Annotated in this window: 27 protein-coding genes; 6 read left to right on the top strand and 21 right to left on the bottom strand. The window is 67.9% G+C overall.

Annotated features, from left to right (window positions below; all coding sequences use genetic code 11):
- Window positions 1-70 precede the first annotated feature (70 nt).
- Window positions 71-730: a rhomboid family intramembrane serine protease gene (locus tag LK996_RS15790; protein ID WP_230528338.1), complete on the bottom strand. Its 660-nt coding sequence runs from the start codon at window positions 728-730 to the stop codon at window positions 71-73.
- Between the two features lie 55 nt (window positions 731-785).
- Between LK996_RS15790 and LK996_RS15785 the strand changes: the two genes are divergently transcribed.
- Window positions 786-1,394, top strand: coding sequence for a 2OG-Fe(II) oxygenase (locus LK996_RS15785; protein ID WP_230528337.1), 609 nt, complete (start codon window positions 786-788; stop codon window positions 1,392-1,394).
- Here LK996_RS15785 and LK996_RS15780 read toward each other — a convergent pair.
- Complete coding sequence (locus LK996_RS15780) at window positions 1,391-1,750, bottom strand: MGMT family protein (RefSeq protein ID WP_230528336.1); 360 nt, start codon at window positions 1,748-1,750, stop codon at window positions 1,391-1,393. The two genes, LK996_RS15785 and LK996_RS15780, sit on opposite strands and share 4 nt — an antisense overlap.
- Window positions 1,751-1,796: 46 nt before the next feature.
- On the opposite strand from LK996_RS15780, the gene LK996_RS15775 reads away from it, so the two are divergent.
- Entirely contained in the window at window positions 1,797-2,207 is a 411-nt protein-coding gene (locus tag LK996_RS15775) for a hypothetical protein (protein WP_230528335.1), read from the top strand.
- A gap of 76 nt (window positions 2,208-2,283) precedes the next feature.
- Here the strand turns inward: LK996_RS15775 and LK996_RS15770 are convergent, their stop codons facing one another.
- Window positions 2,284-3,405: an inorganic phosphate transporter gene (locus LK996_RS15770; RefSeq protein WP_230528444.1), complete on the bottom strand. Its 1,122-nt coding sequence runs from the start codon at window positions 3,403-3,405 to the stop codon at window positions 2,284-2,286.
- A 16-nt stretch (window positions 3,406-3,421) separates the two neighbouring features.
- Window positions 3,422-4,048, bottom strand: coding sequence for a DUF47 domain-containing protein (locus tag LK996_RS15765; RefSeq protein WP_230528334.1), 627 nt, complete (start codon window positions 4,046-4,048; stop codon window positions 3,422-3,424).
- Window positions 4,049-4,286: 238 nt separating this feature from the next.
- Between LK996_RS15765 and LK996_RS15760 the strand changes: the two genes are divergently transcribed.
- Together LK996_RS15760 and LK996_RS15755 are read left to right on the top strand one after the other, a co-directional pair.
- The gene (locus LK996_RS15760; protein WP_230528333.1) at window positions 4,287-5,591 is read left to right on the top strand and encodes a hemolysin family protein; all 1,305 of its coding nucleotides are present in this window, start codon (window positions 4,287-4,289) and stop codon (window positions 5,589-5,591) included.
- Window positions 5,584-6,216 carry an exopolysaccharide biosynthesis protein gene (locus LK996_RS15755; RefSeq protein ID WP_230528332.1) on the top strand — a complete coding sequence of 211 codons (633 nt, stop codon included), beginning with the start codon at window positions 5,584-5,586 and terminating at the stop codon, window positions 6,214-6,216. Before LK996_RS15760 ends, LK996_RS15755 begins: the two co-directional genes overlap by 8 nt.
- Window positions 6,217-6,234: 18 nt before the next feature.
- Here LK996_RS15755 and LK996_RS15750 read toward each other — a convergent pair whose 3' ends face one another.
- The 4 genes from LK996_RS15750 to LK996_RS15735 all read right to left on the bottom strand — a co-directional run bounded on the left by LK996_RS15750 (window position 6,235) and on the right by LK996_RS15735 (window position 11,691).
- Window positions 6,235-7,584, bottom strand: coding sequence for a ricin-type beta-trefoil lectin domain protein (locus LK996_RS15750; protein ID WP_230528331.1), 1,350 nt, complete (start codon window positions 7,582-7,584; stop codon window positions 6,235-6,237).
- Window positions 7,585-7,718: 134 nt separating this feature from the next.
- Window positions 7,719-9,818: a putative bifunctional diguanylate cyclase/phosphodiesterase gene (locus LK996_RS15745; protein ID WP_230528443.1), complete on the bottom strand. Its 2,100-nt coding sequence runs from the start codon at window positions 9,816-9,818 to the stop codon at window positions 7,719-7,721.
- A 35-nt stretch (window positions 9,819-9,853) separates the two neighbouring features.
- Window positions 9,854-10,798 carry a phosphate/phosphite/phosphonate ABC transporter substrate-binding protein gene (locus LK996_RS15740; protein ID WP_255657243.1) on the bottom strand — a complete coding sequence of 315 codons (945 nt, stop codon included), beginning with the start codon at window positions 10,796-10,798 and terminating at the stop codon, window positions 9,854-9,856.
- Between the two features lie 80 nt (window positions 10,799-10,878).
- Window positions 10,879-11,691, bottom strand: a complete 813-nt coding sequence (locus LK996_RS15735) for an RNA methyltransferase (protein ID WP_230528330.1) — start codon at window positions 11,689-11,691, stop codon at window positions 10,879-10,881.
- 44 nt (window positions 11,692-11,735) lie between these two features.
- Here LK996_RS15735 and LK996_RS15730 point away from each other — a divergent pair, with 44 nt between their 5' ends.
- Window positions 11,736-12,551, top strand: a complete 816-nt coding sequence (locus LK996_RS15730; protein WP_230528329.1) for an inositol monophosphatase family protein — start codon at window positions 11,736-11,738, stop codon at window positions 12,549-12,551.
- A gap of 66 nt (window positions 12,552-12,617) precedes the next feature.
- Here the strand turns inward: LK996_RS15730 and secF are convergent, their stop codons facing one another.
- The 5 genes from secF to queA are packed head-to-tail and all read right to left on the bottom strand — an operon-like array spanning window position 12,618 to window position 18,123.
- On the bottom strand, window positions 12,618-13,583 hold the full coding sequence (gene secF, locus LK996_RS15725) for a protein translocase subunit SecF (RefSeq protein WP_230528328.1): 966 nt from the start codon (window positions 13,581-13,583) through the stop codon (window positions 12,618-12,620).
- Window positions 13,584-13,598: 15 nt separating this feature from the next.
- The gene (gene secD, locus LK996_RS15720) at window positions 13,599-15,473 is read right to left on the bottom strand and encodes a protein translocase subunit SecD (protein ID WP_230528327.1); all 1,875 of its coding nucleotides are present in this window, start codon (window positions 15,471-15,473) and stop codon (window positions 13,599-13,601) included.
- 60 nt (window positions 15,474-15,533) lie between these two features.
- A complete protein-coding gene (gene yajC, locus LK996_RS15715; protein WP_230528326.1) occupies window positions 15,534-15,872 on the bottom strand; it encodes a preprotein translocase subunit YajC in 339 nt (112 codons plus the stop codon).
- Between the two features lie 32 nt (window positions 15,873-15,904).
- Window positions 15,905-17,050, bottom strand: a complete 1,146-nt coding sequence (gene tgt, locus LK996_RS15710; RefSeq protein ID WP_230528325.1) for a tRNA guanosine(34) transglycosylase Tgt — start codon at window positions 17,048-17,050, stop codon at window positions 15,905-15,907.
- Entirely contained in the window at window positions 17,047-18,123 is a 1,077-nt protein-coding gene (gene queA, locus LK996_RS15705; protein ID WP_230528324.1) for a tRNA preQ1(34) S-adenosylmethionine ribosyltransferase-isomerase QueA, read from the bottom strand. Before queA ends, tgt begins: the two co-directional genes overlap by 4 nt.
- A gap of 149 nt (window positions 18,124-18,272) precedes the next feature.
- Here queA and LK996_RS15700 point away from each other — a divergent pair, with 149 nt between their 5' ends.
- Complete coding sequence (locus LK996_RS15700) at window positions 18,273-19,778, top strand: aminotransferase class III-fold pyridoxal phosphate-dependent enzyme (RefSeq protein ID WP_230528323.1); 1,506 nt, start codon at window positions 18,273-18,275, stop codon at window positions 19,776-19,778.
- 82 nt (window positions 19,779-19,860) lie between these two features.
- Here the strand turns inward: LK996_RS15700 and LK996_RS15695 are convergent, their stop codons facing one another.
- The 8 genes from LK996_RS15695 to rsmD form a co-directional block, all read right to left on the bottom strand.
- A complete protein-coding gene (locus tag LK996_RS15695) occupies window positions 19,861-20,871 on the bottom strand; it encodes a TMEM43 family protein (RefSeq protein WP_230528322.1) in 1,011 nt (336 codons plus the stop codon).
- The gene (locus LK996_RS15690) at window positions 20,868-21,758 is read right to left on the bottom strand and encodes an MBL fold metallo-hydrolase (RefSeq protein WP_230528321.1); all 891 of its coding nucleotides are present in this window, start codon (window positions 21,756-21,758) and stop codon (window positions 20,868-20,870) included. The genes LK996_RS15695 and LK996_RS15690 overlap by 4 nt, the downstream gene beginning before the upstream one ends.
- A 37-nt stretch (window positions 21,759-21,795) precedes the next feature.
- Window positions 21,796-22,371, bottom strand: a complete 576-nt coding sequence (locus LK996_RS15685; RefSeq protein WP_230528320.1) for a hypothetical protein — start codon at window positions 22,369-22,371, stop codon at window positions 21,796-21,798.
- Window positions 22,368-24,092: a gamma-glutamyltransferase gene (gene ggt, locus LK996_RS15680; protein ID WP_230528319.1), complete on the bottom strand. Its 1,725-nt coding sequence runs from the start codon at window positions 24,090-24,092 to the stop codon at window positions 22,368-22,370. Before ggt ends, LK996_RS15685 begins: the two co-directional genes overlap by 4 nt.
- Complete coding sequence (locus LK996_RS15675; RefSeq protein ID WP_230528318.1) at window positions 24,089-24,355, bottom strand: YfhL family 4Fe-4S dicluster ferredoxin; 267 nt, start codon at window positions 24,353-24,355, stop codon at window positions 24,089-24,091. The genes ggt and LK996_RS15675 overlap by 4 nt, the downstream gene beginning before the upstream one ends.
- Before the next feature lie 121 nt (window positions 24,356-24,476).
- Entirely contained in the window at window positions 24,477-24,983 is a 507-nt protein-coding gene (locus LK996_RS15670; protein ID WP_230528317.1) for a hypothetical protein, read from the bottom strand.
- 23 nt (window positions 24,984-25,006) lie between these two features.
- Complete coding sequence (gene coaD, locus LK996_RS15665) at window positions 25,007-25,507, bottom strand: pantetheine-phosphate adenylyltransferase (RefSeq protein WP_230528316.1); 501 nt, start codon at window positions 25,505-25,507, stop codon at window positions 25,007-25,009.
- Window positions 25,504-26,163 (bottom strand): 16S rRNA (guanine(966)-N(2))-methyltransferase RsmD, encoded by a 660-nt coding sequence (gene rsmD / locus LK996_RS15660; protein WP_230528315.1) that lies wholly within the window; start codon window positions 26,161-26,163, stop codon window positions 25,504-25,506. The genes coaD and rsmD overlap by 4 nt, the downstream gene beginning before the upstream one ends.
- Window positions 26,164-26,165: the final 2 nt, after the last annotated feature.

Raw genomic sequence — 26,165 nt, 5'->3', positions numbered from 1 at the left:
AAAACAGGGGTCAGAGCACTATTTCGTTCGAAATAGTGATCCGACCCCTTCCACCCGACGCTTTCGCCGTTTAGCGGACGATGCGCGGGCGCGGCGGGCCGCGCTTGCCGAACGGCGGCTGCCCGCGCCAGTAGCGGATCAGCAGCCAGCCGAACAGCATGCCGCCGAGGTGCGCGAAGTGCGCGACGCCCGGTTGCGCGCCGGAGACGCCGAGCAGCAGTTCGATCACGCCGTACGCGATGACCAGCGTGCGTGCCTTCATCGGGATCGGCGGGAACAGCAGCATCACGCGCTGGTTCGGGAACAGCATGCCGTACGCGAGCAGCAGGCCGAACACGCCGCCCGACGCACCCACCGTCGGGCCCGCCGGGTTCCCCTGGCTCATCGCCCACCAGCCGACCGCGAGCTGGCACAACGCCGCGCCGATCACGCACGTGAAGTAGTACGCGGCGAAGCGCTTGCTGCCCCACGTGTATTCGAGCGGCGAACCGAACATCACCAGCGCGAGCATGTTGAACAACAGGTGGAACAGGTTGGACGGATCGTGCAGGAACGCGTAGGTCACCAACTGCCACGGCATGAAAGGCGTGGCGGCGGGGTTGTATTGGTCCAGGCCGATCGGCCACAACTCGAACGGCGACAACGCACCGCCCAACATCAGCTGCAACAGGAACGCGATGCCGTTCGCGATCAACAGCGCCTTGGCGACCGGCGGCAATCTGGAAAACATGCGGGGGAAGCTCTCAGCGACAGGGGCCCGGGGGGAGCGCGACTATCATAGCGGCATGATCCCGCACGCCGCCGTGGAGGACGCCGACGCCATCTGCGACGCATTGCGCGATCGCGGTGCGTGCCGGCTGCCGGCCTTCCCGGACGCGGCGGCGACGCAGGCGCTGCGTGAAGACCTGGTGCGGCTGCGCGACGCGGGTGCGCTCGCGCCGGCGGCCGTCGGGCGGGGCACGGGGCGCGACCTGCGCGCGGAGATTCGCGGCGATGCGACCCTATGGCTCGACGACCCGCGCGCGGGCGCGGCGGCCGCGGCGTACCTCGCATCGCTCGACGCGCTGCGCATCGCGATCAACCGCCGCCTGTTCCTCGGCGCCGACGAGGTCGAAGCGCACTACGCCGAATATCCCGCGGGCGCGCGTTATGCGCGGCATCGCGATCGCTTCCGCGACGACGATGCGCGCGTGGTGTCGTGCGTCACCTACCTCAATCCGGAGTGGCGCGACACCGACGGCGGTGCGTTGCGCCTTGCGCTCGAAGGCGGCGACATCGACATCGTGCCGCGCACCGGCAGCATCGTCTTCCTCAGCGAACTCGAACACGAAGTGCTGCCCGCCACGCGCGAGCGCCGCAGCATCGCGGCGTGGATGCGGCGCAGGCCGCGCTAGCGCGGGCGCCAGAGGGCCGCGTCGAGATCGCCGTCGAGGTCCGGCACCGACTCGGCAATACGGACGCGCCCGGCGCGCACGTCGACGCCCTCGGCGCGCAGGCGCTGGCTCTGTTCGCGAAACCCCTTCGACCCCGGCGGGAACGCGATGCGCCCGTCGCTGCGCAGCACGCGGTGCCAGGGCAGGTTCGCGTCGCTGTTCTCGCGCAGTACGCGCGCCACCATGCGGGCGCGCCCGGGCAGGCCCGCGCGGCGCGCGACGTGGCCGTAGCCCGCCACCTGTCCGGGGGGAATGGCCCGGATGGCGGCGAGGATGCGCTCGACAGGAGCCGGATCAGTGGGAGACAGGTCGGCCATTCGGGACTAGCATAACGGTCCCCCCGACCCCGCCTGCCCTCCCCTGATGCAGAACTTCGAGCAGATCCGCACGCACATCGCCGGCAACGGCTACCGCATCCTCATGCAGGAGCCGTATGTCATGTGCGTCGAACTCTCGCTCGAACAGGGCACGCGCCACCAGGCGATCTTCCTGTCGGAGATGCAGGACGACGACGGCCGCGACTACCTGCGCGTGAGCACGGCGGTCGCGCCGACCACCGGCCTCGACGCGCGCCGCGCCCTCGCCTTCAACTGGGAAAGCCGCGTCGGCTACTTCGCCATCGGCGAACTCGATGGCGTGCCGTACCTGCAACTGTGCGAGAACCGCCCCTACGACTGCGTGTCGCCGGCGGAAGTCGATCGCCTGATCCTGGAGATCGGCGGCATGGGCGATCGGATGGAGCGTGCGCTCTCCGCGGGCGGCGACTTGCTGTAAGCAAAAAAGGGGGTCAGAGCAACATTTCGCGCGCGAAATGTTGCTCTGACCCCCTTTTTTTGCTCCTGCTCTTTGCTTACGACCAGCCCAGCATCTCGACGAGCTTGAAGAACGCGTAGGCCAACCCACCGGCCGCGGGAATCGTCAGGATCCACGCCCACACGATGCGTTCGATCACGGTGATCTTCAGCGCGCGCGGGTTCTTCGCGAAGCCCACGCCCATGATCGCGGTGGAGATCGAATGCGTCGTCGACACCGGCATGCCAAAGTGCGCGGCGGTGACGAGGATCGTGGCGCTCGCGGTTTCCGCGGCGAAACCGTCGATCGGATGCAGCTTCACCATCTTGTGGCCGAGCGTCTTGATGATGCGCCAGCCGCCCGCCGCCGTGCCCGCCGCCATGACGAGTGCGCAGGTCACGATGATCCAGGTGTCGATGTCCTGTTCGCCGCCATCCGGATGCAGGAACGCGAGCCAGCCCGGCAGGTTGTCCAGCTGGCCCGTGGCCTGCGCGCCGAAGATCGCGAGCGCGATGATGCCCATCGTCTTCTGCGCGTCGTTGGTGCCGTGCGCCATGCCCATGTAGGCCGCCGACACGATCTGCGCCTTGCCGAAGAACGCATTGACCCAGCGCGGGCGCGCCGCGCGCGCGAGCGGTCCGCCGGCGCGGAACATCAGGGCGATGATCGCGTACAGCAGCGTGAGGATCAGCACGCCGAGCATGAAGCCCGCGAACGGCGAGCTCACCATCGGCAGGAACACCTTCCACAACAGGCCCTTGTTGGTCGTCCAGTCGCCGCTGCCGGCCTTCGACCAGATCAACGCGGCCCAGTCGTTGTGCGCCGCCGACAGCGCGGCGCCGCACAAACCGCCGATCAACGCGTGCGAGGACGACGACGGCAGGCCGCGCCACCAGGTGATGAGGTTCCAGGCGATCGCGCCGAGCAGCGCGCAGATCAGCACCTGCGAGGTGACGACCACCACGTCGGTGTCGATCAGGCCCGAGGAGATCGTCTTCGCCACCGCGGTGCCGAGGAAGGCGCCGATCAGGTTCATCGACGCGGCGAGGATCACCGCCTGTCCCGGCGACAGCACCTTGGTCGCCACGACCGTGGCGATCGAATTGGCGGTGTCGTGGAAGCCGTTGATGAACTCGAAGACGAGCGCGAACAGCACCACGAGCAGCACGAGCGTGAGCAACATGCGGGCGCGTCCGTCAGTTGTTCTTCAGCGCGATCGAATAGGCGATGACGCCCGCTTCGCGGCAGCGGTCGATCGCCTTCTCGAGGATCTCGAAGAATTCCTTGAGCAGGAACATCTCGCTCGCATCGAGGCGGCCGGAATAGATGTCGCGGTGCAGTTCGAGGATCAGGCGGTCGGCCTCGGCCTCGAGCACGCGCAGCTGGTCGTTGAGCTTCTTCATCGGCTCCAGGCGCAGGTGTTCGAGTTCGCCGACCATCTTCACCACCACCGCGGCAGCCTGTTCGAGCATCGCCGCGCGAGGAGCGAAATCGATGTCCTCGAGACGATGGCGGGCCAGCGCGAAGCGATCGGCGAAGCGCTCGACCTGCTTCGGGATCTTGTACAGCGCCGAGGCGAGCGACTCGATGTCCTCGCGTTCGATCGGGGTGATGAAGCTGTCGACCAGCGCCTGGCTGATCTTGTCGGAGGCCACGCGCTCGCGCTGGCGCGCCAGCTTGAAGGCTTCCAGCGCCGGCGTGCGCTCGGGCGACTTGAGCATCTGGTGCAGCGCCACCGTGCTGTCGTGCGCAGCGACCGCCGCATCGTTGAGCAGGGAATAGAACTGCTTGCCCTGACCGAAGATCGTCTGCAGGGAGAACATGCGGGGGAGGCCTCGTGTCAGGGTGATGGCAAAAAAGAGGCGCAATTATGACAGCGAGTCATATGACAGGCGTATGACAACGCGGCCTTCACCTGCCGCCGGGGCCGCCTGCCCCGTCATCGGGCCCCCATGAACGCGGCTGCTATGATGCCGCCGCGCGCCTGCGCACGCCCATGGACGACCCGTACCCCGCCACCGCCGACGTTCGACCCGTGGCCTTCCCCAGGATGGAACCCGCGTGCTCGAGCTGCTAGTCGTCGCCTTCCTGATCGTCCTCAACGCTTTCTTCGCGATGTCGGAGATGGCGCTGATGACCTCGCGCAAGCTCAAGCTCAAGCAGATGGCCGAGGACAGCCGCGGCGCCCGCAAGGCGCTGGCGCTGGCCGAACACCCGGACAACCTGCTGTCGACGGTGCAGGTCGGCATCACGCTGATCACGATCATGACCGGCTTCTATGGCGGCGAGTCGCTGGGCGTGATGATCGCGACCCACCTGCCCGAGGTGGAGTGGATCCACAAGTACGCCACCCCGATCGGCAAGGGCGTCGCGATCACCCTGATCACCGCCGCCTCGGTCATCTTCGGCGAACTGATTCCCAAGCGGCTGGCGCTGACGAACCCTGAGCGCATCGCGTGCGCGGTCGCGGTTCCGCTCGACGCGATCGCCCGCGGCGCCCGGCCCGTGGTCGCGACCCTGGCTGCGATCAACCGGACGTTCCTGCGCGTCATCGGCATCAAGGACGACGCGCGCGGCGCGATCACCGAGGAAGAAATCCAGCTGCTGGTGACCGAGAGCCACGAGCAGGGCGTCATCGACGCCGACGAACGCAACATGATGACGCGCGTCATGCGCCTGGGCGATCGCACCGCGGAAAGCCTGATGACGCCGCGCATGCGCATCGCCTGGCTCGACGCGGCGGCCGATCGCGAAGAGAACATGCAGACGATGCGCGAGACGCCCTACTCGCGTTATCCCGTGTATCGCGGCAGCGACGCCGACGTCATCGGCGTGCTCGAAGTGAAGACGCTGCTCGACGAACTCGGCAAGACCGAACCGGAGTTGTTCCGCGACATCCGCCCCGCGGTGTTCGTCTCCGAGTCCACGCACGCGCTGAAGCTGCTGGAAATCTTCCGCGAAGAACAACAGTCGATCGCGCTGGTCGTCGACGAATACGGCGACATCCAGGGCATGGTCACGACCAGCGACGTGATGGGCGCGATCCTCGGGCGCCTGCAGTCGGCGGAGACGACCGAGTTCGCCGATGCGATGGTCGCGCTGCGCGAGGATGGCTCGCTGCTCGTCGACGGCGCGCTGCCGATCGAAGACGTGCGCGAATTGCTCGGCGGCATCGCCCTGCCCGACCTCGACGAGATGGACTACCACACCGCCGCGGGCATGGCGATCGCGCACTTCGGGCGCATCCCCAACGTCGGCGAATACTTCGACTGGGGGAACTGGCGCATCGAAGTCGTCGACCTCGATGGCCCGCGCGTCGACAAGCTGCTGTTGCAGCGCCTGCCGCAGGATGCGCGCGATGCATGACGACGGCGAGCACGACGATCGTCCGCGACACGCCCGCGAAGCCGGCACGCGCGCGATCCTCGATGCACTCGCGCAAGGCGATCCCGACGAACTGCTGACGCTACGTTCGCTGCTCGCGGGCCTCGGCCGGCGCGCATTCGGCATGCTCGCCTTCGTGTGCGTGCTGCCCGCCTTCATCCCGATCCCCATCGGCGGTGCGATCAGCGGGCCGCTGCTGATCATGATCGGCCTGCAGTTGAGCGTCGGCCTGCGCGAACCGTGGCTGCCGGAGTTCCTCGCCAGCCGCGGCATCCATCGCCATGCGCTCGCGAAGTTCGACAAGCGCATCTCGCCGGTGCTGAAGTGGCTCGAACGCCTCGTGCGCCCGCGCATGACGTGGATGCTCGACAGCCGCATCGCGGGCGTCGTCACCGGCTTGATGCTGGTCGTGCTGGGCTTCCTGCTGTCGCTGCCGATTCCGCTGACCAACTATCTCTTCGGCGGCGCGCTGTTGTTGTTCGCGCTCGCGCTGCTCGAACGCGACGGCGTGCTGATGCTCGTCGCGTGGGTCGTCGGCCTGGTCGCGGCCGCGCTGAGCTGGAACTTGACGATCCAGGCCGCGCACGGCCTGGATGTCCTGATCTGACGAAGATCGTCCGCGCGATCAGTTGGCGACGTGGCGCCAGCGCGTCGTCGTTTCCGTCTTGCCGCAATCGTCGAGCACGATCGGCGTCCCGGCGGTGATGCCGCCGTTCTTCGACACCAGGCACTTGTCCTGGCGTACGTGGCGGATCTTCCATTCGCTGCTCTTGGTGGAGAACAGGTCGACCTGCCAGCGCAAGTCGGCATCGCTCATCTCGCACTCCTGGCGGAACACGATGTTGTTGTTCGCATCGGCGCCCATGCACCAGTTCTTGTCGGGACCCGACTGCATGACGAAGTCCTTCTCGAAATGGTCCATGTTGTCGGACGACAGCAAAGCCGGATACATGTAGCGGCGCGTGGCGGTGCGATCGGCGCAGTCGACGAGGAAGGCCGTCGTGCGGTTGTCGCCGAGGCACAGCGTGCCCGCGATCAGCGAGAAGGTGGAGCCGTCGTTCGCCATCCCTTCGCTCATGCGCGCGCCTATGTCGCGCAGGTTCCAGGCCGGCATGTCCGCCTGGCCGAGGCGGCACGGCGCGAGCGCCGTCGCCTTGGTGCCCGGTTCGTAGTCCACGCAGGTCTTCGTGCGCGCGTTCTGCAGCACGACGTAATGCCAGGACTTGGCGCCGCCGAGCACGTTCCAGCCCTGCCCATCGTCGAGCTCGTTGCACTCGGCGACCACGACGAAGTCCCCGTCGCCAACGCCCAGGCAGCGCCCGCCCTGCATGTTCTGGATGCGGTAGTTGTCGAAGCGCATCTGGAAGTGCCACGCCTGCTGTGCGCCGACCGGCACGCATGCGGTCTTCGGCAACGCGATCCCCTGCACGCCGTCCGGAACTTCGAGGCATTCACCGGCGAGCGCGCCATCGACCTGGAACGCACCGCGCCGCGCGATCGCGAACGGCAGGTCAGGCAGATGGTCGAGCGCCACGAGCTCAGGCAGGTACCCGACGGTGAGTGCTACGCCGCTGAACGAACTGGCTGCCGACACTTCGACATACCACGTGGCCGCGGGGGTCTTGGGGTCGTTCGGATCGCTCCACCCCTGCGTGCACACTTCGTTGCTGGTGAAGTGGCGCAGGTCGCATACCGGCACCGCGTTCGGCGAATCGCGGAACACCTTGAGGTTGGCGTTGCCGTTGCCGCCGGCGGTTTCGATGCGCAGTTGGGTGATGCCGACCGGCGTCGTGAACGAGAAGTACAACTTGCCGCCGGCCGCTTGCTGCAGGCCAGTGAGCGTGTGGTAGTACGCTTCGGTAGGCTCGATAACGATGCTGTTCCAAGTCTGCGCGAATGTCGGCGCGGAGAACGTGGCGCAGGCGAGCGCTGCGCAGGCGAGCAGCGACTTGGTCGGAAACGATCGGTGTTGCATGCAGGTGACTCCGTCGAAAGGAGCCGCCAGTGTTTTGCGCGAATGCAACCTGCACCATGCGCACGCATCCCTGCGTGCGCATGGAAGACTCGTTTTGCGGCGTCAGAGTTGGAGTAACGCCGTCGCCCCAATTGTTACGCCAACAGCTGGCTGAAGTCGCTCGCGCTTACCGGGTGACCGAGCCAATAGCCCTGCGCGAGATCGCAGCCGCGTTCGCGCAGGATGGCGTACTGCCCTTCCTTCTCCACGCCTTCGGCGACGACGGTGATGCCGAGCGAATGCGCCATCGCGATGATCGCGGTGGTGAGTGCGAGGTCGTCGGGGTCGCGCAGCACGTCGGCGACGAAGCTGCGGTCGATCTTCACGCCGTCGACCGGCACGCGGCGCAGGTGGCTCAAACCGCTGAAGCCGGTGCCGAAGTCGTCGAGCCAGATCTTCACGCCCGACGCGCGCAGGCGTGCGAGCAGGCCGCTCGCATGCACTTCGTCGCCGATGACCGCGGTCTCGGTGAGTTCCAGGTGCAGGCGCGAGGCTTCCAGGCCGCACTCGCGCAACGTCGTCGCGACCTGGCGCGGCAAGTCGCCGCTGCGCAGCTGGCGCGGCGACACGTTGACGGAGACGAACATTTTCTCCGCGTTCGGATGCGCCTGCTGCCAGCGCACGGTGTCTTCGCACGCGGCGCGCAACACCTGCGGACCGATGGTTTCGATCAGGCCGCTCTGCTCGGCGACGTCGATGAACACCGACGGCGAGATGGCGCCGTGTTCAGGATGCTGCCAGCGCAGCAGCGCTTCGGCGCCGCGCAGCTGGCCGTCGGCGAGGCTGTACACCGGTTGATACGCGAGGCTGAGTTCGCCGCGCTCCCACGCGCCGCGCAGGTCCTGTTCCATGCGCACGCGGCGTTCGACCGCCTGGTCCATCGCGCGCGAATAGAAGCGGTGGCAGTTCTTGCCGGCGACCTTCGCCTGGTACATCGCGATGTCGCCGTTCTTCATCAGCATCGTCGAACCGGAGGCGTCCTCCGGGAACAGCGTGATGCCGATCGACGTGCCGAGGAACACTTGGCGTTCCTGCACCACGATGGGTCGGCTGAGTTCGGCGACGAGCGCTTCGGCGAGGCGGCTCGCGGCGGTGCGCACGTCGCCGTGGTTGCCGGTCGGCGAGAGCACGCTTTCGATGAGGATGACGAATTCGTCGCCGCCGAAGCGCGCGAGCATCGCGCCCTCGCCGCCCATGCGGTCGACGGTTTCGCGGATGCGGTTGGAGAATTGCACCAGCACTTCGTCGCCCGCGTCGTGGCCGAGCGTGTCGTTGACGCGCTTGAAGTCGTCGATGTCGGCGAACAGCAGCGCCAGCTGGCGGCCGGCGCCGCGCAACTGCAGCAGGCGGCGATCGAGCGATTCGCGGAACGCGAGGCGATTGGCCAGGCCCGTCAGCGCATCGCTGTACGCCATGCGGCGGATGTCGCGGTCGTGGCGCGCGACGCTGCTGCTCATGCGGCCGAATGCGCGCACGAGGTCGCCCACTTCGTCGCCGCGGCTGCTGACCGGGGCGTCGGCTTCGAAGTTGCCCGATTCGATTTCCTGCGCGACGTCGGCGAGCTGGCGGATCGGACGCACGAGCGTCTTCTGCACCAGGCCCACGACGATCGCGCCGAGCGCGAGCAGCGCCATGCCGATCAACGCGATCCAGCCCACGTGCTTGCGGCCGATCGCTTCCAGGCGTTGCTGCATCGCCTTCGTCGCGCTGTCTTCGTCGCGCTGCATCGAGGCGAGCGAATAGCCCACGCGCACGCCGCCGAGGCGCTGGTCGCCGATCATGATCGGGCTGGCGATGTCGACGATGCGATCGGAGCTTTGCGTGTGCGTGTTGCGCGCGGCGACGACTTCGAACGCGAACGGATCGTTCATCGGCTGGCCGAACGCCGGGATGTCGCCCGAGCCGTCGTGCACGATCCGGCCCTGCGCGTCGAACACGAGCACGTAGGCGACGTCCGGCTGGCGCATCGCTTCGCGCGCGAGCCGGCCGATCGTGTCCAGGTCCGAGTAGTACATCGGGTTGGTCAGCGCATCGGCGAGCTGCACGACGGTGCTTTCGCCGCGGCGCTTGAGGCGCTCGCCGACGAGTTCGCGCATCGTCTCCCGGCCCACGTCGAACACCTGCGCCTGCATCGACGCCTGCCGCTGCCACATCACGGCCATGAGCGCGAGCACGCCCACGAGGACGATCGCCATGCCGGCGAGGAACTTCGACTGCAGGCCGAAGCGCACTATTCGACCTCCGCCCGGATGCGCTTCACGCCTTCGCCGATGTAATCGAGCGCGTGGTCGGCGTTGTCGTCGAGCGGCATGAAGCGCGTGGTCTTGAAGAAGCGCAGCAATGCTTCGCGCGCGTCGGGATCGCGGGAGGCTTCCATCAGCACTTCGCGCAGGCGGGCGGCGACCTTCGGATCGAGGTCGCCGCGCACCATCTCCAGCGCGCGCGGATACGCGGGCGTCTCGTGCACGATGCGCAGGTCGCCGCGGAAGGCGGCCGGCACGCGTTGCGGGTTCTGCCAGTCGAGGTTGCTCATCACGCCGACATCGACCAGGCGCTTGTGCACCCACGTCGCGATGTTGAGTTCGGTGCGCGCGAAGAGATAACCGACCTGGTTCGACTCCGGGCGATCCATCGGCGACAGCAGGATCTCGAGCTTCAACCCGTGGTCGAGCAGCTCGGCGGCCGGCACGTAGTAGGCGCTGGTCGAATACGGATTCTGGAACGCGACGCTGCGCCCGCGCATGTCCTTCAGCGATTCGATGCCGCTGTCGCGACGCGCGAAGAACACCGTGGTGTAGCGGCTCACGCCGTCGCGCTCGGTCAGCAGCAACGGCTTCGCGCCCGAGCCCTGGCGCAGCAGCATGCCGGTGCCCGGGGTTTCGGTGACCCAGTCGACGCGGCCGCGGCGCAGGTAGGAGTTCATCTGCTGCACGTCGCGGGCCATGAGGATGCGGCCTTCGCGGATCCCGACGTTCGCCATGCGCGGCACGACGTAGTCGAGCAGGGGCTTGAGTTGCTCGTAGTGCGCCTTGGGGTCGTCGCTGATGCGGCCGATGACGAGCACGTGCGCGTCGTCGGCCGGGTTCGCGGCCCGGGCGCCAGACGAAAATAGAGGGAAGGAAAGCGCCGCGGCGATCGACAACAGCCCAACGGCGATGCGATGGAACGCAACCAAAGCCTTCTGCCCTGCTGACCCCCCAGCGGCGAAGCCTATCCCAACTGCAAGACCGGAAACAGCAGGCCGTCGCAGTTTTTTCAGTCGGATCGCGAATCCTGCTCGCCTCCCGTTCGCCCGGCCAGCATCGCCATGCGCTGGGTATCGGCGAGCACCCCGCGCAACAGGCGGATTTCGGCGCTGCCGAGGCCAGCGCGCAGGTACAGGCGACGCAACTTGCGCATTGCCGAATCGGGGGTGCGGCCCTTGTGGAAGTCGATGGCGTCCAGGGTCTGCGCGAGTTGCGCGAAGAAGCCTTCGAGTTCCTGGTGCGGCGCGGGGCCTTCGCCGGACGCGACCACGGCCGCTGCCGCCGCCGGTCGACCGCCCTCCCCGCCCAGCGCCGCCACGCGCACTTCGTAACTCAGCACCTGCACCGCCGCGGCGAGGTTGAGCGAACTGAAGTCCGGGTCCGACGGGATGTGGATCGAGGCGTGGCAGAGCTGCAGTTCGTTGTTGTCCAGGCCCGTGCGTTCGCGGCCGAAGACCAGGGCCACCGGGCCCTGCGCCGCGAAGGCCAGCGCGCGGGCAGCGCCTTCGGCCGGTTCCAGTTGTTCCAGTTGCACGCGCCGGCTACGGGCGGTGCAGCCCAGCACGAGGGCGCAGTCGGCGACCGCATCGGCCAGCGTGTCGAACACGGGCGCGGCCTCGACGAGGTCGTCGGCGCCGGCGGCCATCGCCACCGTGTCGCGGTCGGGCGCCTTTTCCGGGGCGACGAGGACCAGCCGGGCCAGGCCCATGGTCTTCATCGCGCGGGCGGCCGCACCGATGTTGCCGGGGTGCTGGGTGCCCACGAGGACGATGCGGACGCGCTCGCGCGCGAGGGATTCACGGGTCGACACGGATTCGCTCATGGCGCGAATGTTAAACTCCGCGCCCCTCGAATCCGGCCCCCACGATGCAGAAACCCGCCGTCACCATCATGGTCAAGGCCGCGCGCGCCGCGGGCAACGTGTTGCTGCGCCACATGAACCGCCTCGAGGCGATCAACGTCATCGAAAAGGACCGGCTCGACTACGCGAGCGAAGTCGACGAAGAGGCCGAGGCGATCATCGTCAAGGAACTCAAGCGCGCGATGCCGGACTGCGCGATCCTCGGCGAGGAAACAGGCGCCAGCGGCCGTGGCCGCTCGACCTTCGTCATCGATCCGCTCGACGGCACCAGCAACTACCTGCACGGCATCCCGCACTGGTGCGTGTCGATCGCGCTGGTCGAAGGCGGCGAACCGCAGCACGCGGTGATCTTCGATCCGCTGCGCAACGAGCTGTTCACCGCGAGCAAGGGCAGCGGCGCCGTGCTCAACGACAAGAAGATCCGCGTCACCGAGCGCAAGGACCTGTCCGGCGCGATGCTGATCACCGGCTTCCCGCCGCGCGAACGCGAACGCATCGGCCCGCACCTGGCGTGCGTGGGCGAACTGCTGCGCGACGCGGAAGACATCCGCCGCACCGGCTCGGCCGCGCTGGACCTCGCCTACGTGGCGTGCGGTCGCGTCGACGGTTACTTCGAGGCCGGCGTGAAGCCGTGGGACATCGCCGCGGGCGTGCTGCTCGTGCGCGAAGCCGGCGGCCGCGTCGTCGATTTCCGCGGCGCCGCGACGGGCCCGATGGACCAGCGCGGCGTGCTGGGGCGCCACCTGGTCGCGGGCAACCTCAAGCTCAGCGAGCAGTTGCAGAAGGCGATCGTGAATTCGGGGTACGCCGCGGCGTTCTGATTTTCGCGAGGCCTGGAAAACAAAAAAGCCGCGCAATGCGCGGCTTTTTTGTTGCCTGCGCCCCCGTTACGGCCGGCGCGCCAGGGCGGCTTCGTCGCGCGCCTTCGGCATCAGGTCCTGCTTCGTGACGCCGAACCACAGCAGCAGCGGGCACGCCACGAAGATCGACGACAGCGTGCCGATCAGGATGCCGATCAGCTGCGACTCGGCCATGCCGCGCAGCGAACCGCCGCCGTAGACGTACAGCGCGACCACGGTCAGGGCCGCGACGAACGAGGTGATCACCGTACGCGACAGCGTCTGGTTGATCGACTTGTTCAGCACTTCGCTCGGGTCTGCGCGCATGCTGCGGAAGTTTTCGCGGACGCGGTCGAACACCACGATCGTGTCGTTGATCGAGTAACCCATCACCGACAGCACGCCGGCGAGCACGGTGAGGTCGAACTCGTGCCCGGTCAGCGCGAACCAGCCGGCCACGACGATGACGTCGTGCAGCGTGGTCACGATCGCGGCGAGCGCGAACTTCAGCTCGAAGCGGAACGAGATGTAGATCAGGAACCCGAGCACCACGAAGATCAGTGCGTACACGCCGTTGAGCGCGAGTTCCTTGCCGACCTGCGCGGAGATCTGCGCGCTGCTTCGCACCTCGGCCGGGTTGTCCGGCGTCGACACGATCTGGCGCACGTCCTGCGCGACGCTCGTCGCGTGGCCGCCGTCCGTGCCCTGCGCCTGCGCCCGGGGCTTGTCCTGCAGGCGCACGAGGATGTCGGTACCGGTGCCGAAGGTCTGCACCTGCGCGGCTTCGTAGCCGGCGCTGGTGAGCTTGGCGCGGATGTCGTCGACGTCCGGGGCCTTCGGGAAGCGCAGCTCGATGCCGACGCCGCCGGTGAAGTCCAGTGCGAGGTTGAAGCCCTTGGTGGCCATCGCGCCCAGCGCGACGAACATCATCAGGGCCGCGATCGTCAGCGACACCCAGCGCAAGCGCATGAACTGGATGTTGCTGTCGTAGGGGAAGACGTTGAACGGTTTCATGTGTGCTGCTTCCCGTCAGACCGCGATGGACTTGAGCTTGCGGCGGTGGCCGTAGATCAGCGTGGCGATGCCGCGCGAGACCGACACCGCGGTGTACATGGACGTCAGGATGCCGACGATCAGCGACACCGCGAAGCCCTTCACCGGGCCGGTGCCGAAGGCGAACAGCGCGACGCCGGCGAGGATGGCGGTGATGTTCGCGTCGGCGATGGTGCCCGCCGCGCGTTCGTAGCCTTCCTTGATCGCGCCGAGCGGCGGCATGCCGAGACGCAATTCCTCGCGGATGCGTTCGTTGATCAGCACGTTCGCGTCGACCGACATGCCGACTGTCAATGCGATGCCCGCAAGGCCAGGCAACGTCAGCGTGGCGCCGAGGACCGACATCACCGCGACCACCATCAGCAGGTTGATCAGCAGCGCGATGCAGGTGATCACGCCGAACATGCGGTAGTACACGAGGAAGAACACCAGCGCGAAGCCGAAGGAGAACAGCACCGCGGTGAGGCCGCGCTGCACGTTCTCGGCGCCGAGGCTCGGGCCGACGGTGCGTTCGTCGATGAATTCCATCGGCGCGGCGAGCGCGCCGGCGCGCAGCAGCAGCGCGAGGTCGGCCGCATCCTGCGGGCTGTCGAGGCCGGAGGTCTGGAAGCTCTTGCCCAGCGGTTCGCGGATGTTGGCGATCGAGATCACCTCTTCCTTCACGCGCGTGGTGCGCACTTCCTTGCCGTCGACCAGCTTCACCTCGGGGATGCGCTCGATGTAGACGACCGCCAGGCCCTTGCCGACGTTCTCGCTCGAGTAGTCGAACATGCGCTGGCCACCCTGGCTGTTGAGCTGGATGGACACCGCCGGCGAACCGTCGTCGGGCGAACGCGTCGACTGCGCGCCGACGAGCTGGTCGCCGGAGACGATGACGCGCTTCTTCAGCAGCACCGGGGACGCGGGGCGATTCGGGCCGCCACGCGTGAAGAACAGGCGCGCGTCGCCCGGCACGTTGCCGGTGGTGACCGCGTCCTGCAGGTCGCCGCCTTCGTAGACGCCGCGGAATTCCAGCGTCGCGGTCGCGCCGAGGATGCGCTTGGCCTGCGCCGTGTCCTGCACGCCCGGCAACTGCACGACGACGCGGTCGTTGCCCTGGCGCTGGATGATCGGTTCGGCGACGCCGAGTTCGTTGATTCGGTTGCGCAGCGTGCTGACGTTCTGCTCGATCGCCTCGGTCGAGACGCGGTCGAGGTCGGCCTGCGGGATGCGCACGACGACCTGGTTGGCGACTTCGCTGTCGCCGATCTGCAGCGTCGGCAGGTTCTTGGCGATCAGCTCGCGCGCCTTCGCCGGATCGGCGTTGCTGGCGAGCGTGGCGACGATGCTGTTGTCGGGACGGCGCTCGACCGCGGTGTACGCCACGCGGTTTTCGCGCAGCAGCACGCGCACGTCTTCGGCGGTCGCTTCGAAACGCTTGGCGAGCGCGGCCTGTTGGTCGACCTGCATCAGGAAGTGCACGCCGCCCTGGAGATCGAGGCCGAGCAGCATCGGACGCGCGCCGATCTTCTGCAGCCAGTCCGGCACGGTCGAGGCGAGGTTGAGCGCGACGACGAAGTCGCTGCCCAGTTCGTCGCGGATCGCGTCGGCCGCCTTGATCTGCACGTTCGGATCGCGCAGGCGGACGAGCAGGTTGCCGTCCTTGGAGATCTCGAGTTCCTTCGGCGACACCCCGATTTTCTTCAGCGTGCCTTCGATGCGCGCCTTGAGCGCGGCATCGACGGTGGAACCGCGATTGGCGGTGACCTGCACCGAAGGATCCTGCGGATAGATGTTGGGCAGCGCGTAGACCGCGCTCAGCAGCAACACAAACAGGATGAGGACGTATTTCCAGCGCGCGTATACAAGCATCGGGCGACCCCGCGGCGACCGTCAGGCCGCCGCATCACAGCTATCGGTAAAAAGAATGGATCAGGCGGACTTCAGCGTGCCCTTGGGGAGCACGTTGGCGATCGCGGCGCGCTGGATGCGCAGCGTGACGCCACTGGCGACTTCGACGGAGACGAAGTTGTCGCCGAGGTCGGTCACCGTGCCGGCGATGCCGCCACTGGTGATCACCTCGTCGCCGCGCTGCAGCTTGTCGAGCATCGCGCGATGCTCCTTCTGCCGCTTCATCTGCGGGCGGATCATCAGCACGTACATCAGGCCGATGAAGACGATCGGGAGGAGCAGGGTCTGCCACATGCTGCCGCCGGGGGCCGGAGCGGCCTGGGCGTAAGCGGGGGCGATGAACAGGTCGAGCAGGTCCATTCTCGTGTCCGTCATGAATAAAAGGCGGGGGATTATGCCACGGTGGCCGGTTCGGCCGGGCCGGGCACGTCCAGCCCCCGTGCGGCGTAGAAGGACTCGCGGAACTGCGTGAAGTTCCCCCGCTCGATGGCCGCGCGCATGTCGGCCATCAGCTTTTCGTAGTACCAGAGGTTGTGCAGCGTGCCGAGCATCGGGGCCAGCATCTCGTTGCAGCGGTCGAGGTGGCGAAGATACGCACGCGTATAGCCGCCCGAACACGTCGGGCAACCGCAGCCCTCCTCGATCGGCCGCAGGTCCTTCTCGTACTTCGCGTTGCGGATGCGCACGGTGCCCGTGCTCGTGAAGTAGTGGCCGTTGCGCGCGTTGCGCGTCGGCATCACGCAGTCGAACATGTCCACGCCGCGCGCGACCGCCTCGACCAGGTCTTCCGGCCGGCCGACGCCCATCAGGTAACGCGGGCGGTCTTCCGGCAACTGCGGGACGGTGTGGTCGAGCATCGCGTTGCGCTCGTGCTCCGGTTCGCCGACGGCGAGGCCACCGATCGCGTAGCCGTCGAAGCCGATCCCGCGCAGGCCCGCGGCCGACACCGAACGCAGGCTGCGATGCACCCCGCCCTGCACGATGCCGAACAGCGCCGCGTCGTTGCCTTCGTGCGCACGCTTCGAACGTTCCGCCCAGCGCAGGCTCAGTTCCATCGACTTGCGCGCGACGTCCTCCGTCGCCGGATACGGCGTGCATTCGTCGAAGATCATCGCGATGTCCGAATCGAGCACGCGCTGGATGCGCATGCTTTCCTCCGGCCCGAGGAACACCGTCGAACCGTCGGTCGGCGCGGCAAACGTCACGCCCTGTTCGGTGATCTTGCGACGGTGCGCGAGCGAGAAGACCTGGAAGCCGCCGGAATCGGTGAGGATCGGCCCGTTCCAGCGCGCGAAACCGTGCAGGCCGCCATGCGCTTCGATCACCTCGAGGCCCGGGCGCAGATAGAGATGGAACGTGTTGCCGAGGATGATCTCGGCGCCGAGCGCGCGGATCTGTTCCGGCAGCACGCCCTTCACCGAACCGTAGGTGCCGACCGGCATGAACGCCGGCGTTTCCACCGTACCGCGCGGGAAGGTGAGACGGCCGCGTCGCGCCGCGCCGTCCTGCGCGAACTTTTCGAACGTCATGCGGCTCATTCGGCGTGCTCCGGCCACAGCAGCATCGCGTCGCCATAGGAAAAGAATCGGTAGCGCTCGGCGATCGCGTGCGCGTAGGCCTCGAAGATGCGCGCCTTGCCGGCGAACGCGGACACCAGCATGAGCAACGTGCTCTCCGGGAGGTGGAAGTTGGTCAGCAGCGCGTCGACGCTGCGGATGCGATAGCCGGGCAGAATGAAGATCGAGGTTTCGCCGGCGAAGGGATGCAATTCGCCGCCGGCCATCGCCGATTCGAGCGCGCGCACCACGGTCGTGCCCACCGCGATGACGCGGCCGCCGCGCGCACGCGTGGCGCGCACTTGCTGGACCAGCGCGGCGCCGACGTTCAACCACTCGCTGTGCATGCGGTGTTCGGTCAACTCGTCCACGCGCACGGGCTGGAACGTACCCGCGCCCACGTGCAGCGTGACGTGGCCGAACTCGACGCCCTGCGCGCGCAGCGCATCGAGCAGCGCGTCGTCGAAGTGCAGGCCCGCGGTCGGCGCGGCCACCGCACCGGTCTCGCGCGCGAACACCGTCTGGTAGCGCGCGTCGTCGTCGGCGTCGGGGTCGCGATGGATATACGGCGGCAGCGGCAGGCGGCCCGCGTGCTGCAGCCATTGTTCGAACGGACCGTCGACGTGGAAACGCAGGCGATAGAACTCGCCTTCGCGGCCCAGCACTTCCGCTTCGCCGCCCGCGTCGAGCGCGATGCGGGCGCCCGGCTTCGGCGACTTGCTCGCGCCGATCTGCGCGCGCGCCTCGGCGTTCGGCAGCAGGCGTTCGATGAGGATTTCGACCTTGCCGCCGCTCTCCTTCTGGCCGAACAGGCGCGCGGGAATCACGCGCGTGTCGTTGAACACGAGCAGGTCGCCCGCGCGGAGCAGGCCGGGTAGGTCGCGGACGCCGCGATCCAGCAGCGGCGCGGGCGCCGGCGGAACGACCAGCAGGCGGCTGGCCGATCGTTCGGGCAGGGGCGCCTGCGCGATCAGCCCGGGCGGCAGGTCGTAGTGGAAGTCGGAACGCTTCAAGGCGGGAAGGCCGCTGGGCTGGGGGTTCGCAAGGCCGCGCATTGTACCGGGCGATGGGGGTTATATCGGGAAAACCGGGGTGGTAGACTCGCGCAAGCTTTTGAAATCCCTCGGAAACACGCACTGCGCGGCCCCGCCGCGTTTTTGTTTTCAAGGCCCCCCATCGTCAAGATTTTCCCGAGGTTCGTCCCATGAACGCCAACGCTTTGCTCGCTCCCCTCGCCCCCCTGCGCGCCCATACCGGCACGCGCCGGACGCAAGGCCTCGACGACGCCACGCTGCAGCGCTTCGCGCCGGACCACGCGGACCTGGTCGAAGCCATCGCGTCGGCCGCGCAGGAATACGCGCGCATCAAGGGCGAGTTCGCCGACCTGCTCGACCTCGACGAAGACGCGCAGATCCGCGCCGTGCAGGCGGGCTTCGTGAACTTCTACTCCGCCGATGCGGTGAACCCGTACATCGCGCTCGCCGCGCGCGGCCCGTGGGTGATCACGCTCAAGGGCGCGGTGCTGCACGACTCCGGCGGCTACGGCATGCTCGGCCTCGGCCACACGCCGGACGCGGTGATCGCCGCGATGGCGCGCCCGCAGCCGATCGCCAACATCATGACGCCGAGCCTGGCGCAGCTGCGCTTCGACCGCGCGATGCGCAAGGAAATCGGCCACAGCCGCGGCGGTTGCCCGTACACGAAGTTCCTGTGCCTCAACTCGGGTTCGGAAAGCGTGTCGCTCGCCGCGCGCATCGCCGACGTCAACTCCAAGCTGATGACCGATCCGGGCGCGCAGCACGCGGGCCGCGCGATCAAGCGCGTCGTCGTGAAGGGCAGCTTCCACGGCCGCACGGAACGCCCGGCGCTGTATTCGGATTCCTCGCGCAAGACCTACATCCAGCACCTGGCCAGCTTCCGCGGCGAGGACTCGGTGATCACGGTCGAGCCGTACGACATGGACGCGCTGAAGAAGGTGTTCGCCGACGCCGACGCGAACGGCTGGTTCATCGAAGCGATGTTCCTCGAGCCGGTGATGGGCGAAGGCGACCCGGGCCGCAGCGTCCCGCCGGCGTTCTACGCCGCCGCGCGCGAACTGACGAAGTCGCACGGCTCGCTGTTCCTCGTCGACTCCATCCAGGCCGGCCTGCGCGCGAACGGCGTGCTGTCGATCGTCGACTACCCGGGTTTCGAAGGCCTCGAAGCGCCGGACATGGAAACCTATTCGAAGGCGCTCAACGCCGCGCAGTACCCGCTGTCGGTGCTCGCCGTGACCGAACGCGCCGAGAAGCTCTACCGCGCCGGCACCTACGGCAACACGATGACCACCAACCCGCGCGCGCTCGACGTCGCGGTCGCGGTGCTCGGCCAGTTCACGCCCCAGATGCGCACCAACATCCGCGAGCGCGGCAAGGAAGCGATCGCCAAGCTCGAAGCGCTGCGCGTCGAACTCGGCGGCCTCATCACCAAGGTCCAGGGCACCGGCCTGCTGTTCTCGTGCGAACTCGCGCCGCAGTTCAAGGGCTACGGCACCGGCTCGACCGAGGAGTGGCTGCGCGAGCACGGCCTCGGCGTCATCCACGGCGGCGCGAACTCGCTGCGCTTCACGCCGCACTTCGCGGTGAAGAGCGACGAGATCGATTTGCTGGTCGCGATGGTGAAGCGCGCGCTGGTCGAAGGTCCGCGCCAGGCGCAGGCCGCCGCGGCGTAACGCGCCGCGATCCTGGCGAACGAACGGCGACCGAGAGGTCGCCGTTCTTGTTTCAGCGCATCGCGCTTCAGCACATCGCGCTTCAGCGCATCGCGATCCAGAGCGCGCCGATCGCCCCGGCGAACATCACGCTCCACGTGATGCCGGTGCCGACGAAGCGGCCGATCGAGAATCCCGCGTGCCGCGACAGCCCCCACGCGTGCAGCGATCGCCCGACGAACAACGCGGTTCCGCCCGCGAGCAACCACGCGCGCGGCGCGCCGCCGATTTCCAGCAGTGCGAGCAGGAGCAGCGCCAGCGGCACGTATTCGATGAAGTTGCCCTGCACGCGGATCCAGCGCGCGAGCTCGGGGTTGCCGCCGTCGCCGAGGTTCGACTTCGCGCGGCCGCGCCAGCGCGAGACTTGCGCGGAGAATGCGAGCAGCATCAATGCATGCAGCGCGGCGAAGCCGAGCGCGAGGCGTGGCACGGGCATCGGCGCGTAGCCGCCGCCGTTCGATGCAGGCATCGCGTCGAGTGCGAGCGTCGCCGGATCGATCGGGTCGCCCGCGATCGGGAACCAGGTGTCGCGTTCGAGCGACACGTGTCCCTGCAACGCCGGCAACGTCAGTTCGCGCCAGCCGATGCGCAGGTCGCCGACCTGCGGGTCGAGCGGGTTTTCCGCGCTGCCGAGGCCGTCGCCTTCGGGCTGGAACGTCGCGGCGAGATTGCCTGGCAGCGCCGAGAAATTCGGGCGGAACACTTTCCACTGGCCGAACTGTTCGATGACGCTGCGGTCGACCGGCTTGTCGTCGAGCGTCACGCGTTCGGCGAGCCATCGACGTCCGCGCAACGGGAACGCGGGGTTTTCGTGGCCTTCGGCGTAACCGGTCGAATCGATCGGCGATTCGCTCCACACGCGTTCGAAGCCGCCGTCCTTCGCGCGCCACTGGTACATCTCGACGCGACGCTCCAGGCCGAAGTGCCGCGCGCTGACGCCGAACTCGCGGTCGCGCACGACTTCATCGGAAACCGGCTCGCCTTCCTGCGCGTGCAGCACGCCCGCCGCCAGCAACATCAGCAGCGCCAGCATTCCCCGCAGCGCGAGGTTCATGCCGCGAGCGCCCTCGCGTGCAGTTCGGGGACTTCGTGCGTGGTGCCGAAACGACCCGCGTCGTCGCGCGTGACCTGCGCGAGCGCGCAACCGGGATCGTGGGTGAAGAACAGATGCACGTTGCGCGCGAGCTTGTCCTCGAGGAACTCGCGCTTCTCGTCGATCAGCAATTCGGCGTTGCGGTCGTAGCCCATCGTGATCGGCACGTGGACCCACGGGCGACCGGGGATCAGGTCGGCGCAGAACACGACGCCGCCATGCGCGTCGCCGCTGCTGGTGTCCGGACCGACGATCTCGCTGAGCACCAGGCCCGGCGTGTGGCCGTCGCTGTAGTGGAAGCGCACGCTCTTGCCGAGGGCCTGCGAGTGCGCGCCGTCGACGAGTTCAAGACGCCCGCTGCGTTCGAGCAGGCCTGGCAACTCGGGGATGAACGACGCACGGTCGCGCGAGTGCGGCGACTTCGCGCGTTCGAAGCATTCGCGGCCGACGACGTAGGTCGCGTTCGGGAACAACAACTCCGGCGCGCGCCCTTCCGACCACGGTGCGAGCAACCCGCCCGCATGATCGAAGTGCAGGTGCGAGAGCACGACGACATCGACGTCTTCGTGTTCGAAGCCCGCCGCGTGCAGCGACTCGAGCAGGATGTGGCGGTCTTCGACGACGCCGTAGCGTTCGCGCATCTTCGGTTCGAAGAACGCGCCGATGCCGGTCTCGAACAGCACGGTCTTGCCGTTGAGCGGACTTGCGAGCAGCGCGCGACAGGCGAGCGCGATGCGGTTGCCTTCGTCGGGCGTGGCCCATCGCGACCACAATGCGCGCGGGGCGTTGCCGAACATGGCGCCGCCATCGAGCTTCTGCGAGTTGCCGAGGATCGACCAGAGCTTCATGCGGTCGATTCTAATCCGTCGCGCGGTTAAGGGTTCGCTATCTGGCGGCGTCGGCCGAGAGGTGGAACACGAAGGCGCCCTCCTCCGGTTTGTCCGCCGCGACGCGAATCGCGCCGATGCCGCCGGTCGCAGACAGGCGGCCCTCGCCGGTGACGTCGGGCTCGCCGGCCAGGCCCAGCAGGCGACCGCGCCAGCCCTTGACCACGATGCGCACGCCGGGGCGGCCTTCCATGCGCAGCGTGCCTTCGGCGTCCTTCGGCGCGGCGACGTTGCGGCCGCCGGTGTCGTCGAGGTCGTCCTGCTGGAAGGCGAACAACGCATCCGCGTCCGCTTCGACGGTGAAGCGCCAATCGGTGGTGCCGGGCGAGCCGTCGTGTTCGACCGCGATGCGGTCGACGCGCACGGTGAAGCGATCGATCGGCTTCGGCGTTTCCTTCGCGGGCGCCTGCGCTTCACGCGCGGGTTGCACCGCGGCGACGGGCGCAACAGCGCGCTCGCGATCGCTGCGCAGGTTCACGTACACCGCGGTCAGCGACGCGATCAGCGCCGCCAGGCCCGTGAGGATCGCGGGCAACTGGTGCAGCACGGGTTTCTTCTGCGACGGATCGGTCATGGCGACTTCGCGGTGGCGCGCACATCCGCCTTGCCGACCGGATTGCGCGGATCGCTGCCGCCCGACAACGTGTTCGTGCGGCGATCCCATTGCACGGTCTGAAGGTTGCCCCACGTCGATTCGCCGACGTTGACGGTGTGCCCCATCGCCTGCAGCGCTTCGACGACCTGCGGCGAGAACGTGTTCTTCTCCGCCGAGATCGCGTCGGGCATCCACTGGTGGTGGAAGCGCGGAAGCGCCGCGACTTCCTGCGGCGACAACCCGGCGTCGTAACCGAGCATGCCGATCAGCACCTCGGTGATGATGCGGCTGCCGCCCGGACCACCGATCGCGATGACCTTGTCCTTCGACTCCATGAAGCTCGGCGTCATCGAGCTGAGCATGCGCTTGCCCGGCTTCGGCGCGTTCGCTTCATAGCCCATCACGCCGAACGCATTCGGCGTGCCGGGACGCAACGCGAAGTCGTCCATCTCGTCGTTCAGCAACACGCCCGTGCCCGGCGGGATCATGCCCGAGCCGTACAGCAGGTTGACGGTCTGCGTGGTGCTGACGCGATTGCCTTCGTCGTCGATGATCGAGAAGTGCGTCGTCTCGTCGTCTTCGAGCGGCGTGGGCTGGCCGGAGAGCAGCGCGCTCGGCGTCGCCTTTTCCGGGTGGATCGATGCGCGCAGGCCGATCGCGTAGTCCTTGCTCATCAGGCGCTGCACCGGCACCTGCACGAAATCGGGATCGCCGAGATAGAACGTGCGATCGCGGAACGCGCGGCGCATCGCTTCGACGATCAGGTGCACGCGGTGCGCTTCGTCGAGTTCCTGCAGATCCCATCCCGCGAGGATCTGCAGCATCTGCGCGAGCGCGATGCCGCCCGACGACGGCGGCGCCACGGTGGTGATGGTCCAGTCCTTGTAGGCGAAGCGCAGGGGCTCGCGTTCCTTCACGCGATAGCCCGCGAGTTCTTCCGCGGTCCACTTGCCGCCTTCGTCGGCGACGCCTTTCAGCAGCTTTTTCGCGGTCTCGCCCTTGTAGAAACCGTCGAAACCTTTCTCGGCGAGCAGCTCGAGGGTGTGCGCGAGTTCGGGCTGCTTCAGGATCTCGCCGACCTTCGGCGCATCGCCGTCGGCGAGGAACACCGCGCGCGTGCCGGGATAACGCTCCATCACTTCGCGGCGCGAACCGTAGCCGCGTTCGAGGCGCGGGTAGATCTCGAAACCTTCGCGCGCGATGCGGATCGCGGGGGCGAGCGAGGTGCGCAGCGGGAGGCGGCCGTACTTCGTCGCGACGTGCACGAGTGCGGCGGGTAAACCGGGAATGCCGGCGGACCACGGACCGTTCTCGGCGCGGTCGTGGTCGAGTTCGCCGGCCTTGTCGAGGTAAGCCTCGGGGGTCGCGGATTCGGGCGCGGTTTCGCGCGCGTCGACGAACACGTCGCGACCGCTCTTCGCATCGTGCAGCAGGAAGAAGCCGCCACCGCCGATGCCCGAGGAGATCGGTTCGACCACCGCGAGCGCCGCGGATGTCGCGACCGCGGCGTCGAAGGCGTTGCCGCCCTTGGCGAGCGCTTCGAAACCGGCTTCGGTCGCGAGCTTGTGCGCGCTGGCGATCGCCGCACCGTTCGGACGTTGCGCGAGCGCGACCTTCGCATCCGCCGCCGCGACCTGGAAGGTCGCCAACAGCAGCCACGTTGCGCACAGGACGAGGACTCGGCGCAACGTTCGCGTCATGCGTGGGGCTCCTGGCTTTCGCGCTGCAGGCGCAGCAGCTTGGCGATCAGCTGGTCGTGGGATTCGGGGTGTTCCGCGTCCGGGTCGATGCATTCGACGGGACAGACGACGACGCACTGCGGCTCGTCGAAATGGCCGACGCACTCGGTGCAGAGCGCCGGATCGATCACGTAGATCGTTTCGCCCTGGGAGATCGCCTTGTTGGGGCAGACCGGCTCGCAGACGTCGCAGTTGACGCAGAGCTCGTTGATCTTCAGGGACATATGCGGGGACTTCGATCAGGGCCGGCTAAACAGGGGTCGGCTAAACAGGGGTCAGAGCACCATTTCGTTCGAAATGGTGCTCTGACCCCTGTTTAGCCCTGTTTAGCCGGCACCGGCAAGGTTACTTCGCTTCGACGAACACGTAGTTGACGCCCGACGCGGCGACGGCGGCCTTGACGCGCTCGCTGTCGGCGGCCTGGCCGATGAAGACGAGCTTGACGCCCTTCAGCGTGTCCGGCTCGACTTCGGCGAACGCGGCGGTGACGAGGTCGGCCATCTTGCCCGACGACGGCGAGGCGAAGGCGAGCATGTTGCCTTCGACGATGCCGCGCGTGGTGTCGGTCTTCACCTTGTCCAGCTGCGCGTCGTACTGCGCCTGGAAGTCGGCTTCGCTTTCCTGCGGCAGGAAGTACACGAACGGGCTGTAGGTGACGCCGTCCATGTTCCGCTTCACCACGTCGACGGTGTAGTTCTGCCAGGCGTTGGCGTCGCCGGAGGTCGGCACGGCGACCGGCGCGGCCGGACCGGTTTCGGCGGCCTTCTCTTCCTTCTTGCACGCGGCCAGGGCGAAGACGGCCAGCAGCGCGAGAAGCGCGATTCGAGACAGCTTGATCATGTTGTGGCGCATGGTGGTTCCCCCGGGAAAATGCATCAAACGGATGTGCGCTGCCATTCGGCCTGCAGCGCGGCGGCAACCGCCGCAGGCACGAACCCCGAGACATCCCCGCCGAGGCGGGAGATCTCGCGTACCAGCGACGACGAAATGAAGCCGTATTGCTCGGCGGGCGTGAGGAACAACGTTTCGACACCCGGGATGAGGTGCCGGTTCATGCTCGCCAACTGGAACTCGTATTCGAAGTCCGACACCGCGCGCAGTCCGCGCAACAGCACGCCGGCGCCGAGCTCCTGCACGAAGTGCGCGAGCAGTCCGGAGAAGCCGCGCACTTCGACCTGCGGATGGTGCGCCAGCGCGTCGCGCGCCAGCTGCACGCGCAGATCGAGCGGCAGCGCCGGGCCCTTGCCGGGGCTCTGCGCCACGCCGACGATCAGGCGTTCGAACAGGGGGGCTGCGCGGTCGACGAGGTCGACGTGCCCGTTCGTGATGGGATCGAACGTGCCGGGGTAGACCGCGATGCGGGTGGCCACGCTCATTCGGTCGCGCTGTTCGGGTCGGAGATTGGAGCGAGTGTAACAGTGTCGTCACCGCCGGCGCTGGAACCCGCGCCAGCCCTGCGATAGAGGGCGTAACGGACGTCGCGCGTGCGGCCTTCCCGGTGCAGGCGCCAGCCCTCGGGCGGCGGTGCGTCGTCGGTAGCGGGGGCCTCGATGTAGAGCCATGCGCCCTCGCGCATCCGCGGCACGAGCGCGGGCAGCACGCCGCCCCACAGGTTCGCGTCGAACGGCGGGTCGACGAAGGCGAGGTCGAAGCTCGCCTCCGGTTGCGCGTGCAACCAGGCGAGCGCGTCGGCCTGCACGACCTGCGCCGCGTCGCCGCCCTGCAGGCGCGCGCACACGTTGCGGAGGTGGGTCGCCGCTTCGCGATCGTGTTCGACGAGCACCGCCGAGGCCGCGCCGCGCGACAGCGCTTCGAACCCCAACGCTCCGGTGCCCGCGAACAGGTCGAGCACGCGCGCACCCGGCAACATCGGCGCAAGCCAGTTGAACAGCGTTTCGCGCACGCGGTCGCTCGTCGGGCGCAGGCCCGGTCGATCGGGCACGGGCAACTTGGTGCCGCGCCAGCGGCCGCCGACGATGCGGACGTGACCAGTACGGACGTGACCGGGCGGCCTGGAGGCGGGTGGTACCATGC

It is taken from the genome of Noviluteimonas lactosilytica, assembly GCF_020866925.1.
In the GTDB taxonomy this organism is placed as follows: domain Bacteria; phylum Pseudomonadota; class Gammaproteobacteria; order Xanthomonadales; family Xanthomonadaceae; genus Noviluteimonas; species Noviluteimonas lactosilytica.
The sequence above is the reverse complement of the archived record's forward strand: the minus strand, read 5'-3'. Positions and strand labels throughout refer to the sequence as shown.